Annotated in this window: 12 protein-coding genes; 7 read left to right on the top strand and 5 right to left on the bottom strand. The window is 57.0% G+C overall.

Annotated features, from left to right (window positions below):
• Positions 1-42: 42 nt before the first annotated feature.
• Complete coding sequence (gene nirD / locus FFB58_RS19640; protein WP_039031530.1) at positions 43-369, bottom strand: nitrite reductase small subunit NirD; 327 nt, start codon at positions 367-369, stop codon at positions 43-45.
• Positions 366-2,909, bottom strand: a complete 2,544-nt coding sequence (gene nirB / locus FFB58_RS19645; protein ID WP_138370776.1) for a nitrite reductase large subunit NirB — start codon at positions 2,907-2,909, stop codon at positions 366-368. Before nirB ends, nirD begins: the two co-directional genes overlap by 4 nt.
• Before the next feature lie 240 nt (positions 2,910-3,149).
• On the opposite strand from nirB, the gene FFB58_RS19650 reads away from it, so the two are divergent.
• Complete coding sequence (locus tag FFB58_RS19650; RefSeq protein ID WP_138370777.1) at positions 3,150-4,466, top strand: cytosine deaminase; 1,317 nt, start codon at positions 3,150-3,152, stop codon at positions 4,464-4,466.
• 3 nt (positions 4,467-4,469) lie between these two features.
• Here FFB58_RS19650 and tsgA read toward each other — a convergent pair whose 3' ends face one another.
• On the bottom strand, positions 4,470-5,654 hold the full coding sequence (gene tsgA, locus FFB58_RS19655; RefSeq protein WP_039031533.1) for an MFS transporter TsgA: 1,185 nt from the start codon (positions 5,652-5,654) through the stop codon (positions 4,470-4,472).
• A 278-nt stretch (positions 5,655-5,932) separates the two neighbouring features.
• Between tsgA and ppiA the strand changes: the two genes are divergently transcribed.
• The 5 genes from ppiA (at position 5,933) to FFB58_RS19680 (ending at position 9,275) form a co-directional block, all read left to right on the top strand.
• Positions 5,933-6,505, top strand: a complete 573-nt coding sequence (gene ppiA / locus FFB58_RS19660; RefSeq protein ID WP_039031534.1) for a peptidylprolyl isomerase A — start codon at positions 5,933-5,935, stop codon at positions 6,503-6,505.
• Positions 6,506-6,613: 108 nt separating this feature from the next.
• The gene (locus tag FFB58_RS19665) at positions 6,614-6,781 is read left to right on the top strand and encodes a YhfG family protein (protein ID WP_138370778.1); all 168 of its coding nucleotides are present in this window, start codon (positions 6,614-6,616) and stop codon (positions 6,779-6,781) included.
• Positions 6,771-7,373: a putative adenosine monophosphate-protein transferase Fic gene (locus FFB58_RS19670; RefSeq protein WP_039031535.1), complete on the top strand. Its 603-nt coding sequence runs from the start codon at positions 6,771-6,773 to the stop codon at positions 7,371-7,373. The genes FFB58_RS19665 and FFB58_RS19670 overlap by 11 nt, the downstream gene beginning before the upstream one ends.
• A gap of 30 nt (positions 7,374-7,403) precedes the next feature.
• Positions 7,404-7,967: an aminodeoxychorismate synthase component 2 gene (gene pabA, locus FFB58_RS19675; protein WP_138370779.1), complete on the top strand. Its 564-nt coding sequence runs from the start codon at positions 7,404-7,406 to the stop codon at positions 7,965-7,967.
• 87 nt (positions 7,968-8,054) lie between these two features.
• Positions 8,055-9,275, top strand: a complete 1,221-nt coding sequence (locus tag FFB58_RS19680; RefSeq protein WP_039031537.1) for an aspartate aminotransferase family protein — start codon at positions 8,055-8,057, stop codon at positions 9,273-9,275.
• A gap of 76 nt (positions 9,276-9,351) precedes the next feature.
• Here FFB58_RS19680 and FFB58_RS19685 read toward each other — a convergent pair whose 3' ends face one another.
• Both FFB58_RS19685 and crp read right to left on the bottom strand, forming a co-directional pair.
• Entirely contained in the window at positions 9,352-11,439 is a 2,088-nt protein-coding gene (locus FFB58_RS19685) for a YccS/YhfK family putative transporter (protein ID WP_039031538.1), read from the bottom strand.
• 57 nt (positions 11,440-11,496) lie between these two features.
• Entirely contained in the window at positions 11,497-12,129 is a 633-nt protein-coding gene (crp, locus tag FFB58_RS19690; protein WP_000242758.1) for a cAMP-activated global transcriptional regulator CRP, read from the bottom strand.
• A 310-nt stretch (positions 12,130-12,439) separates the two neighbouring features.
• On the opposite strand from crp, the gene FFB58_RS19695 reads away from it, so the two are divergent.
• Positions 12,440-12,844, top strand: a complete 405-nt coding sequence (locus FFB58_RS19695; protein WP_039031539.1) for an OsmC family protein — start codon at positions 12,440-12,442, stop codon at positions 12,842-12,844.

Here is a 12,844-nt window from a genome sequence, read left to right on the forward strand (position 1 = left end):
GGGAGAACATTTAAAAGCGGGGGCATTGCGCCCCCGTATCAATCAGCCTCTCAGCTGCACCTTGCCGTCTTTGACGCGGACGTCATAGTGCTTCACGGAGTGGCTCTCATCTTCCATGCAGTGGCCGTCGCTCAGGCGGAAACGCTGCTTTTTCAGCGGGCTGGCAACCCACAGCTCGCCCTGATGTTCCGCGATGATCCCGCGGGAAAGCACGCTGGCCTCAAAGAACGGGTCGATATTGCTGATGGCAAAAACCTGTTCGTCGTGACGTGGACGGAAAATGGCAACCTGCTCATGACCCAACAGCGCACACACGCCGGTGGCTGGCAGGATCTCGTCGATTTTGCAGATGTTTACCCACTGGCTCATGCGTTTTCCTCCACCAGAGTCACCGGAATGCGTTCATACGGCGTCGCCGGACGATGCTGTTCGCGCTCAGGCACGACCTGCACGCTCGGGTCGCGCTGGTTGCTGTTGATAAAGTGTTTGAAGCGAACCTGCGCCGACGGGGTGTTGACGGTTTCGGTCCATTCGCAAATCACGGCATCGCGCAGGCGAGCCATCTCTTCTTCCAGCGTCGCGTTCAGGCCCAGCTTGTCGTCGATGATAACGGACTTCAGGTAGTCAATGCCGCCTTCCAGGTTATCCAGCCACGGCGCGGTACGGGTCAGTTTGTCCGCGGTACGGATGTAGAACATCATGAAGCGGTCGAGGTACTTAATCAGCGTTTCACGGTCGATATCCGCCGCCAGCAGGTCCGCGTGACGCGGTTTCATCCCGCCGTTACCACAGACATACAGGTTCCAGCCTTTCTCAGTGGCGATGATCCCCACGTCTTTACCCTGCGCTTCAGCACATTCACGGGTACAGCCAGAGACGCCGAACTTCATTTTGTGCGGAGTGCGGATGCCTTTGTAGCGGTTTTCCAGCTCGACGCCGAAGCCGACGCTGTCGCCGACGCCGTAGCGGCACCAGGTGCTGCCGACGCAGGTTTTCGCCATGCGCAGCGCTTTGGCATAGGCGTGACCGGTTTCGAAGCCCGCTTCAATCAGCTGACGCCAGATTTCCGGCAGGTCGTCTTTCTGCGCACCAAACAGGCCGATACGCTGGGAACCGGTGATTTTGGTGTAAAGGTTAAATTCGCGTGCGATGCGACCGACAGCCACCAGCCCTTCCGGGGTGATTTCACCGCCGGCAGAACGTGGAATCACGGAGTAGGTACCGTCTTTCTGGATGTTCGCCAGGAAGTTGTCGTTGGTGTCCTGCAGCGGGGTGTGCTGCGGCTTGAGCACGTACTCATTCCAGCACGAGGCCAGCAGAGAACCGACGGTCGGTTTACAGACTTCACAGCCATAGCCCTGGCCGTGTTTTTGCAGCAGCTCGTCGAAAGATTTGATGCCTTCAACGCGGATCAGGTGGTACAGCTCCTGGCGAGAGTAAGCGAAGTGCTCGCACAGGTTGTTGTTGACTTCGATGCCCTGTTTCGCCAGCTCGGCGTTCAGCACCTGGGTCACCAGCGGGATACAGCCGCCGCAGCCGGTACCGGCTTTGGTTTCAGCTTTCAGCGCCGCAACGGTGTGGCAGCCTTTGTTGATGGCGGCAACCAGCATGCCTTTAGTGACGTCGAAGCAGGAGCAAATCTGCGCGCTGTCCGGCAGCTTATCAACCCCGATGGACGGCTTGCCGCTGGCCGCGTGGGCTGGCAGGATCAGCGCGTCCGGATTCTCCGGCAGCTCAATGGCGTTCAGCACCAGCTGCAGCAGGTTGCCGAAATCGCTGGTATCACCCACCAGCACCGCGCCGAGCAGGGTTTTGTTATCCGGGCTGACGATAAGACGTTTATAAACTTCTTTGCTTTCGTCGAGGTAGACGTAGCTGCGGGAGTTCGGCGTGCGACCGTGCGCATCGCCGATACCGCCTACGTCCACGCCCAGCAGCTTCAGCTTGGCGCTCATGTCCGCGCCGGTGAAGGCGTTTTCATTGCCGAGGATATGGTCGGCAGTCACCTGCGCCATCTTGTAGCCCGGGGCAACCAGACCGTAGACGTGATTTTCCCAGCTGGCGCATTCACCGATGGCGTAGATATCCGGATCGGAGGTCTGGCAGGTGGAGTTGATCATGATCCCGCCGCGCTGGGCAACGGCCAGACCGCACTGGGTGGCCAGCTTGTCGCGCGGGCGAATACCGGTTGAGAAGACGATAAAGTCGACTTCCAGCTCGCTGCCGTCGGCGAAGCGCATGGTTTTACGCGCTTCGGTGCCTTCCTGCACGATCTCTTTGGTATTTTTGCTGGTGTGAACTTTCACACCCATGCTTTCAATTTTGCGTTTCAGCTGCTCGCCACCCATGTGGTCGAGCTGCTCTGCCATCAGCATCGGGGCAAATTCGATGACGTGGGTTTCAACACCTAAGTTTTTCAGCGCGCCAGCGGCTTCGAGGCCGAGCAGGCCGCCGCCGACAACCGCGCCGCGTTTGCTGCGACGGGCGCAGGATTCAATGGCGTTCAGATCTTCAATGGTGCGATAGACGAAGCAATCCTGAGTTTCAGACCCTTTGATCGGCGGGATCCACGGGTATGAGCCAGTCGCCATGATCAGCTTGTCGTAAAAAACCGTGCGTCCCGCACTGGAATGAATCACTTTTTCCTGACGGTTGATGGTGATAGCGCGCTCGCCCACCAGAACCTTCACGCCATGTTTCTCGTAAAAACCTTCGCGCACTAAAGAGAGCTCTTCGGCGGTGTGGTGAGAGAAATAGGAGGAGAGGTGCACGCGGTCGTACGCCTTACGGGGTTCTTCACAGAACACGGTAATGTCGAACCGGTTGGCATCGGCTTTATCAAGGAGATCCTCAATAAAGCGGTGGCCGACCATGCCGTTACCGATGATAGCGAGTCTGACTTTGCTCATTTTTGCCTCGATTTCTTTTCTATTACTGCCTACCTTAACGATTCAGCAAAGCCGCTTATTGATGCAAATCAAATACGCCTTCAACTACTCCTTAGTGGGTAGTTTGTTGATTTGTCAGGTTTTTTCTAAGTAGTGGAAATCTCAGGCTTTTCGTAATAGATGGTTTTGTGTACAAAATAGGAGGCTAATTTTTAATTTCAGCTACTCCTGAATTTCAGCCCTCATTTTAGGGAGAACATGATGTCTACAGCACCGCTTTGGCTTATCCAGAACGTCCGTTTACCGGGACGGGATGGCTTATGGCAACTGGCTATTGAGAACGGTCGTTTTGGCGAAATCACCCCAACGGGCGAGAAGCAGAGCGAGAGCTATGAGGTGTTAAACGCTCGCGGCGGGCTGGCCATTCCGCCCTTTATCGAGCCGCATATCCACCTGGATACCACCCAGACCGCGGGTGAGCCGAACTGGAACCAGTCCGGGACGCTGTTCGAGGGCATCGAAAGATGGGCAGAGCGCAAGGCGCTGCTCAGCCACGAGGATGTTAAAGCCCGGGCCTGGAAGACCCTGAAGTGGCAGATCGCCAACGGCATCCAGTTTGTACGCACCCATGTGGATGTCTCGGATCCGACCCTCACCGCCCTGAAGGCGATGCTGGAGGTGAAGCAGGAGGTCGCGCCCTGGGTCGACCTGCAAATCGTCGCGTTCCCGCAGGAGGGGATCCTCTCCTATCCCAACGGCGCCGCACTGCTGGAGGAGGCGTTACGGCTGGGGGCTGACGTGGTAGGCGCCATCCCGCACTTTGAGTTCACCCGGGAATATGGCGTGCAGTCGCTGCATATCGCCTTTGAACTGGCGAAGAAGTACGACCGTCCGCTGGATATTCACTGCGATGAGATCGACGACGAGCAGTCGCGGTTTGTCGAAACGGTTGCCGCGCTGGCGTATGAGGCGGGGATCGGCCCGCGCGTTACCGCCAGCCATACCACCGCGATGCACTCCTATAACGGGGCTTATACCTCGCGGCTGTTTCGTCTGCTGAAGCTCTCCGGGATTAACTTTGTCGCCAATCCGCTGGTGAATATCCATCTGCAGGGGCGCTTTGACGACTATCCGAAGCGGCGCGGCATTACCCGGGTAAAAGAGTTGCTGGAGGCGGGGATTAACGTCTGCTTCGGCCATGACGACGTGTTTGACCCCTGGTATCCGCTGGGTACCGGCAATATGCTGCAGGTTCTGCACATGGGGCTGCACGTCTGTCAGATGATGGGCTATGAGCAAATTGATAGCGGACTCAACCTCATCACCCACAACAGCGCGCGCACGTTTGGGCTGAGCGATTACGGTATCGAAACGGGGAACCCGGCAAACTTAATTATCTTGCCAGCGGAAAGCGGCTTTGAAGCGGTGCGCTGCCAGGTGCCGGTGCGCTGGTCGATTCGTCAGGGCAGGGTGATTGCGACGACCCAGCTGGCGCAGACCTGGGTACAGACGGACAGCGGCGGAGAAGAAGTGTTCTTTACCAAAAACAGCCCCTTTACCGAGCGCAAAGGGGCTTAAGGGTTAGTGTGCCGCTGCTGCCGCGTTGTGCTGGCGGTGGCGGGTCACAAAGCCCAGCACCAGACACATCACAAACACCACAGCATAGAGGCCGTTCGCGGTGTGTAACGCCGCCAGCGGGCCGCTGTGGGCAACAATCGGGCCGGTAACCACGAAGGTCAGCATGGTGCCGATGGTGCCGCAGGTCAGCACGAAGTTAACCAGCTTCGGCGAAGCCACTTTGGTCTGCAGGGAGCCCAGGGTGATGATCGAGGTGTAAATGGCGCTGGAGAAGAAGCCGAGCGTCAGAATGAACCACGGCATCTGCTCCGGGGAACCGTTGATGAACAGGTACATCAGCACGGTGGCGGCGCCTGCCAGCACGGTGAGGATGCGCTGCAGATCGAAGAAGCGCAGGATAAAGCTGAACGCCCACATGCCGAACATGTACGACATCCAGAAGTCACTGACCAGCTTGCCGGCATCGTTCAGGCTCATCCCCAGACCTTTGGCGTACTCCGGCACCCAGGAGATAAAGCCCAGCTGGCCCAGGATGTAGCACAGGGCGGCAACGGAGAGGAACAGGACGCCAATACCCCATTTTTCTTTCACAACCGGCTCGCTGGTGGTCTGCGCTTTTTTGCCCAGAACCGGGAAGTCACAGCCGAAGGTCAGAATAAAGATCGCCACGTAGACCACACCGATGCAGGCATAGACCCAGTACCACTCGATGCTGCGGGCCAGCAGCGCGGCGGCCACCATCGGGAAGATCATCCCGGCCATGCTGAAGAAGGAGTCGGTGAACAGCAGACGTGCGCCGCGCTGGCGACCTTCATACATGTGGGTGATGAGGAATGTCCCGATGGACATGGTGATCCCGCTGACCAGACCCAGCACAAACATGGCAGCGGAGAAGAGGGCGATGCTGTGGCTGAGCATCAGACCCGCCACGGCAAGCACCATCAGCACAAAGCCAAAACGCAGCTGGGTTTTCAGCGGGACGATTTCCATCAGCCAGGCATTGAGGAAAATGGAGATCAGGATCCCGGCGTTAAGGAAGGTAAAGGTGTTACTCATGCTGGAAACGGGCAGGTTGAAATAGTCTGCGATATTTCCCATCACCATCCCGGTGACAATTACCAACGCACCGGTGAGGGCGTAGGAGAAGAAGCTGATCCATGTGAGCTTGATACGATTGCTGTTAGTCATGACTGGCCTGTGAATAGAGATGTAAAGCGCGTTGACTGCGCTGCGGGCGGCCAGATTTTAATCGTGAATGTGATCTAATTAAATCTTTTAAGATAAATTATTCATCAATTGCATAGAAAAGAGTGATATTAATCACGTTAACTTCGCTGGCCTGAGTTTGCCCGGCGGTTACATCTGTTTCAAATTGGTAAAATTAGGTAAATGGCTGGCCTAGGTTCATACTGCTCTTTAGAATCAAGCCATTCGCTTTCTTTACTGCGCTTTGTTAAGGAATTCTCATGCTCAAATCAACCCTGGCGGCTGTCGCGGCTGTACTTGCTCTCTCAGCCCTCTCTCCTGCTGCGCTGGCAGCGAAAGGAGACCCGCACGTTCTGTTGACCACCTCTGCCGGCAACATTGAGCTGGAACTGAACAGTCAGAAAGCCCCAATTTCTGTGAAAAACTTCCTCGATTACGTGAACAGCGGTTTCTATAACGGCACCACTTTCCACCGTGTGATCCCAGGCTTCATGCTGCAGGGCGGCGGCTTCAACGAGCAGATGCAGCAGAAGCAGCCGAACCCGCCAATCAAGAACGAAGCGGATAACGGCCTGCGCAACAGCCGCGGCACCATTTCAATGGCGCGTACTGCCGATAAAGACAGCGCCACCAGCCAGTTCTTCCTCAACGTGGCGGACAACGCCTTCCTCGACCACGGCCAGCGTGATTTTGGCTATGCGGTATTTGGTAAAGTTGTGAAAGGCATGGATGTGGCCGATAAAATTTCTCAGGTGCAGACGCACGACGTCGGCCCTTACCAGAATGTGCCGACAAAACCGGTAGTTATCCTCTCTGCGAAAGTCCTGCCTTAATCTCTGATGGCGCGGGCAGTCTTTGCCCGCGTTGCCTTTACCTCCCTGCGAAACCGCAGTTTGCTGCTTATACTTGTGGCAACACGGGCACAAGCAGGGAGGTAACAGGTGAAAAAACTCACTGAGAAACAAAAATCCCGTCTCTGGGAACAACAGCGAAACGCGAATTTTCAGGCCAGTCGCCGTCTTGAAGGGGTCGACAGTCCGCTAGTCACGCTCAGCGCCGACGAGGCACAGCTGCGTCTTGAGGAGCTCAGGAGGCACTATGAGCGATAAATACGGCAACGATCGCGATCCCTATCTCTATCCCGGACTGAATGTGATGCGTAACCGGCTGGGCATCCGCCAGGCGGAGCGTCTTGCGCAGGCGGCGTATGAACTCACTGCCCTGCGCGCGGCTACCCTCGGCCTGGGGCCGCTGCTGCGCGGACTGCCGCATCTGTGCGCCATTCATCAGCATATCTATCAGGATATCTTCGACTGGGCAGGTGATATTCGTGAAATGGATATCTACCAGGGCGATACCCGCTTCTGCCACTTCGCCTACATCGAAAAAGAGGGCAACGCCCTGATGCAGGATCTGGAAGAGGAGGGGTATCTCGTTGGGCTTGAGAAAGCGGACTTCATTAACCGTCTCAGCCACTACTATTGCGAAATCAACGTCCTGCATCCGTTCCGCATCGGCAACGGCATTGTTCAGCGCATCTTCTTTGAGCAGCTGGCGATCCATGCGGGCTATCAGCTCGACTGGCGCGATATCGATCCTGAGGCGTGGGCGCAGGCCAACCAGAGCGGGGCGATGGGGGATCTGAGCGCGTTGAACGCAATCTTCAGTAAAGTGGTAAGCGAAGCCCGGGAAACTGAGTAGAATAGGGCGGCCATTTTTTCGGGAGCCGCCATGATTCTGCTGATTGATAACTACGATTCCTTCACCTGGAACCTGTACCAGTATTTTTGCGAACTGGGGGCGGAGGTGGAGGTCCGGCGCAACGACGTGCTCTCTCTGGAGGATGTCGCGGCGCTCAATCCGCAGAAAATCGTGATCTCTCCCGGGCCCTGCACCCCGGATGAGTCCGGCATTTCGCTGGCGGTGATCCGCCACTATGCCGGTCAATTACCCATTCTGGGCGTTTGCCTCGGCCATCAGGCCATCGCCCAGGTCTTTGGCGCCACCATCGTGCGGGCCGCCAAAGTGATGCACGGCAAAACCTCCCCGGTAACGCACACCGGCACGGGAGTGTTCCTTGGCCTGAATAACCCGCTTACCGTCACCCGCTACCACTCCCTGGTCATCGATCCGCCTACCTTACCCGACTGCTTTGAGGTCACCGCCTGGAGCGAAGCGCAGGAGATCATGGGTATCCGCCACCGGGAATGGGATCTGGAGGGGGTGCAGTTCCACCCGGAAAGCATTCTCAGCGAGCAGGGCCACCAGCTGCTGGCTAATTTCCTCAATCGTTGATTTTTAGTTGCCATGAAGTGATTTTTTAAGCATATTTCGTGATTATATTTTCACTTCTGCTTTTTGCTTAAAAAAGGGTAGGGTTACATGGCAACTGAACAATCTGCAATTACGCGCGCGACATTCGATGAGGTGATTCTGCCAATTTATGCACCGGCTGAGTTTATTCCGGTGAAAGGGAAAGGTAGCCGCGTCTGGGATCAACAGGGCAAAGAGTACATTGATTTTGCGGGCGGCATTGCAGTGACGGCGTTAGGTCACTGTCACCCGGCGCTGGTCGAGGCGCTGAAAAGCCAGGGCGAAACCCTGTGGCACACCAGCAACGTCTTTACCAACGAACCCGCGCTACGTCTGGGTCGTAAAATCATCGACGCCACCTTTGCCGAACGCGTGCTGTTTATGAACTCCGGCACCGAAGCCAACGAAACGGCCTTTAAGCTGGCCCGGTATTACGCGTCCACCCGCCACAGCCCGTTTAAAAGCAAAATCATCGCTTTCCATAACGCGTTCCACGGTCGTTCGCTGTTTACCGTGACCGTGGGCGGTCAGCCAAAATATTCCGACGGCTTTGGCCCGAAACCGGCCGATATCATCCACGTGCCGTTTAACGATCTGCATGCGGTAAAAGCGGTGATGGACGATCACACCTGCGCGGTAGTTGTCGAGCCCATCCAGGGCGAAGGCGGCGTGATGGCGGCAACGCCAGAATTTTTGCAGGGACTGCGCGATCTGTGCGACCAGCACCAGGCGCTGCTGGTCTTTGATGAAGTGCAGAGCGGCATGGGGCGCACCGGGGATCTGTTTGCCTATATGCACTATGGCGTGACGCCGGACATCCTGACCAGCGCCAAGGCGCTCGGCGGCGGTTTCCCGGTCAGCGCGGTGCTCACCACCCAGGATATCGCCTCGGCGTTCCACGTGGGCTCTCACGGCTCCACCTACGGCGGCAACCCGCTGGCGTGCGCGGTCGCAGGGGCGGCGTTCGATATCATTAATACTCCGGAAGTGCTGAGCGGCGTTAATACGAAGCGCGAGCAGTTCGTGAAGCATCTCCAACAGATCGACGCCCAGTACGATGTCTTCAGCGATATCCGTGGCATGGGGCTGCTGATTGGCGCCGAGCTGAAGCCGCAGTACAAAGGCCGGGCGCGTGATTTCCTCTATGCCGCCGCCAGCGAAGGGGCGATGGTGCTCAACGCCGGACCGGACGTGATGCGCTTTGCGCCGTCGCTGCTGGTGGAAAGCGCGGATATCGACGAAGGGATGAACCGCTTTGCGAACGCGGTGAAGCGGGTGGTTCAGGCGTAGTTGTGTTGCCCGGCGGCGCTGCGCTTGCACGGGCCTACGGATTTGTAGGCCGGGTAAGCGCAGCCCCACCCGGCAATTAATACGGCGTGCGTTTCAGCCGCCGGATCAACCAGATACCGTGATGCGGGCGCTGGCGCCACGCCACCGACGAAATGGTGTGCATGGTATTCAGATGCCCCAGAATACGCTGCAGATGCTGTTCCAGCGTGCTCATGGGGCCGTGTGTCAGGGTCTCTGGCGCTTCCAGAATATTACTGTCTCCGCTCTCCCCCGGCGCGTCATACTCCAGACGCTGCTGACAGCGCTGAAGCGCAATTTCACACGACTGCAGATACCGCTGCGCCAGATCGGGCGTCAGCATCGTATGCTCCCGCGCCAGCGTCGTCATCGCATTGATATGTTCGACGATAAACTGGCTGTGCGTCACCCACAGTCGCATATCCGCCAGATAGGCTGAATTGAAGCCCGGCTCCTGCATCGCCTGATTCAGGGAGTTGAACAGCGCGTTGTGCGCCTGGTTAACCTTCATGCGCTGCCACGCCAGCGGTGTGGGTTGCGGATCGTCGCTGAGGATCAGGCGGATGGCCTCCTGATCGGCCTCCAGCGCGTCGTGGGCGTTCTGGCGCAGCAGCCCGCTTTGCCATTGCGGCCACAGCCATACCATCCCGCCGAAAGCGATTAAACAGCCAATCAGGGTGTCGGCCAGTCGGGCGATAATAAACTGCTCCCCGTTCAGCGTGATCAGCTGAAGGGTGTACACGGCGGTCACCGTGAAGCCCACCGTCGCCCAGCCGTAGTTCTTACGAATGAACAGATAACTTACCAGGGTGACCATCAGCATCCCCGCCAGGGTGTAGCCTTCCGGAACGTGGAAGTGCAGGGTAACGCCGGCAATAACCAGCCCCGCCAGGGTACCGGCCGCCCGGTGGAGAATGCGTACCCGCGTGGCGCTGTAGCCGTTTTGCGTCACCAGCAGGACGGTCATTAAGATCCAGTAAGGCTTAGGCAGATGCAGCGCCACGCCCATCAGGCTGGCGATACTCAGCATCACGCTGATGCGGGCCGCGTTACGCAGAGCGGCAGATTTAAGCGACAGATAGCTTCTCAGGGCGGGGATCAGCGGCAGGCGCTTCTGCTTGTCCGCCATCAGATCGCGCGGATAGAGCGGACGTTGAGTGCGGAGCACGCGGGCAATACGGCTGAAGTGCCATGCGCAGAACTGGCCCACCGGGTTATCCGGGTGCTGGCGGGCGATTTTTTCCAGCGCGCCAAGCTGCTTGTCCATGTTGAAGCGGGTGGGATAGCGATGATAGAGAATGTCATCCGCCAGCACGCGCAGACGGGCGGCGACGGTCAGGGCGTTCCAGCGGATCACCGCTTCGGCGTGGCTGCGCTCCACCAGCGTTTGCACCTCCTTCGGATGATGCAGGCTGACGGAGATGTGCTCCTGCAGATCCAGCCCCACCTGGAAGGTACGCAGCAGCCGCTTGTATTCATGATTTTTGTTCGCGGCAAGCATGTGCAACTGCTGATAACACTGGCTAATCAGGTCGACCACCTTCTGCTGGCGGGCCAGCAGCGGCGGTAACGATTTTTCAGGGTCGGTATGCTGGGTCAGCAGGGTGTATTTGGCTTCGCAGTAATCAGCCAGCTGGCGATAAAGCACGCTCAGGGATTCACGCAGCGGCTGCTCGCGCCACATCCAGAACCAGAACCAGTTGAACAGCCCGTACCACAGGGTGCCCAGCGCGTAGATGAGCAGCGGCGCCCAGATCGGCATATTTCCCGCCAGGCTCAGGGTAAAGATGGCGGCAATCAGCGAGGCGGGCAGCAGGCGGGCATGCAGGGCGCTGATCTCTGCCGTGACCCCTAACGTCATCGCCAGCACCGTCAGAATGAGGGGCAGCGGAATATCGCGCGCCAGCAACAGCTGCACGGCCAGGCTACAGCCGGCAAACAGCGAGCCGCCAATAATCAGGCGTTTAAAAAAGCGTTTATGGGGCGTGTCGAGGCCAGCAATGTTGCAGCAGGCGGGGACGAGGGAGAACAGCAGACCGTATTGCAGATAACCGAGAACTAAACCCACAGCCACAGGGAGACACAGCACCAGGGTTTGCCGCAGTGCGTAGTTAACTTCCGGGTGATAGATGAGCCTGCGCCACATGGGTGAGAGAGACAAAAACGGCGTGTCATCGTGCGATGCCACGCCGTCTGAGTGGAATTAACGTGTTCCGTAAACCACGATGGTTTTACCGTGGGCGGAAATCAGGTTCTGATCTTCCAGCATTTTCAGAATACGACCCACCGTCTCACGAGAACATCCGACGATCTGACCAATTTCCTGACGGGTGATTTTAATTTGCATACCGTCCGGGTGGGTCATGGCGTCTGGCTGTTTCGCCAGGTTCAGCAGAGTCTGAGCGATACGGCCCGTCACGTCCAGGAAGGCGAGGTTGCCCACTTTCTCGGAAGTGACCTGCAGACGGCGAGCCATCTGCGAAGAGAGGCGCATCAGGATATCCGGGTTAACCTGGATCAGCTGGCGGAATTTCTTATAAGAGATCTCAGCCACTTCACACGCGGTTTTCGCACGGACCCAGGCGCTACGCTCCTGACCTTCTTCAAACAGGCCCAGTTCACCGATAAAGTCTCCCTGATTCAGGTAAGAGAGGATCATCTCTTTGCCTTCTTCATCTTTGATCAGCACTGCTACTGAGCCTTTGACGATGTAATACAACGTTTCCGCTTTTTCACCCTGGTGAATCAGCGTGCTCTTCGATGGGTACTTATGAATATGGCAATGAGACAAGAACCATTCGAGAGTCGGGTCTGTTTGCGGTTTGCCAAGCACCATGCGCTGTTATCCTCTGTTATAAGCTGTCTCCAGAGTCTGGCTGTGTACCTGTACTCTGGGGGTTGCAATCGAATTCTTCCCCCTGCCTGGGGAGCGGCTGTCACAATAATTAGCAGCCTGTAATGTGTGATGTCCTCTGCATACATGTGTAACGTCAATGTATTACTGTAGCATCTCGACTGTTTTAGCATAGGTTTTGCCGCGTGTCTCCTGGTGTCTCGCTTCAGCTTGATGCAGGTCGACTTCCGTTGCCAGAATTGTTACTGGCGCGTAATCTGACAGGAAAAATGCAATCCTGGAGTTAATAAAAATGCAAGCACGTGTGAAATGGGTTGAAGGGTTAACCTTTCTCGGTGAGTCTGCCTCGGGCCACCAGATACTGATGGATGGCAACTCCGGTGACAAAGCGCCAAGTCCGATGGAAGTGGTTCTGATGGCGGCGGGTGGATGCAGCGCAATCGACGTGGTATCGATTCTGCAAAAAGGCCGTCACGACGTGACTGACTGCGAAGTAAAGCTGACCTCAGAACGCCGGGATGAAGCGCCGCGCCTGTTTACTCATATCAATCTTCACTTCGTGGTGACCGGCAAAGAGCTGAAAGACGCTGCGGTCTCCCGCGCGGTGGATCTCTCTGCGGAGAAGTACTGCTCCGTGGCGCTGATGCTGGAAAAAGCGGTCAAAATTACCCATTCGTATGAAGTGATCGAGGCATAA

Source organism: Enterobacter sp. MF024, from assembly GCF_005843915.1.
Taxonomy (GTDB): Bacteria; Pseudomonadota; Gammaproteobacteria; order Enterobacterales; family Enterobacteriaceae; genus Enterobacter; species Enterobacter barmai.

Excerpts from the sequence above, each read along its gene's own strand:
- nirB (WP_138370776.1), bottom strand. The coding sequence starts at position 2,909 with ATGAGCAAAGTCAGACTCGCTATCATCGGTAACGGCATGGTCGGCCAC.
- nirD (WP_039031530.1), bottom strand. The coding sequence starts at position 369 with ATGAGCCAGTGGGTAAACATCTGCAAAATCGACGAGATCCTGCCAGCC.
- pabA (WP_138370779.1), top strand. The coding sequence starts at position 7,404 with ATGATTCTGCTGATTGATAACTACGATTCCTTCACCTGGAACCTGTAC.
- FFB58_RS19685 (WP_039031538.1), bottom strand. The coding sequence starts at position 11,439 with ATGTGGCGCAGGCTCATCTATCACCCGGAAGTTAACTACGCACTGCGG.
- FFB58_RS19670 (WP_039031535.1), top strand. The coding sequence starts at position 6,771 with ATGAGCGATAAATACGGCAACGATCGCGATCCCTATCTCTATCCCGGA.
- FFB58_RS19680 (WP_039031537.1), top strand. The coding sequence starts at position 8,055 with ATGGCAACTGAACAATCTGCAATTACGCGCGCGACATTCGATGAGGTG.
- FFB58_RS19650 (WP_138370777.1), top strand. The coding sequence starts at position 3,150 with ATGTCTACAGCACCGCTTTGGCTTATCCAGAACGTCCGTTTACCGGGA.
- ppiA (WP_039031534.1), top strand. The coding sequence starts at position 5,933 with ATGCTCAAATCAACCCTGGCGGCTGTCGCGGCTGTACTTGCTCTCTCA.
- tsgA (WP_039031533.1), bottom strand. The coding sequence starts at position 5,654 with ATGACTAACAGCAATCGTATCAAGCTCACATGGATCAGCTTCTTCTCC.
- FFB58_RS19695 (WP_039031539.1), top strand. The coding sequence starts at position 12,440 with ATGCAAGCACGTGTGAAATGGGTTGAAGGGTTAACCTTTCTCGGTGAG.
- crp (WP_000242758.1), bottom strand. The coding sequence starts at position 12,129 with ATGGTGCTTGGCAAACCGCAAACAGACCCGACTCTCGAATGGTTCTTG.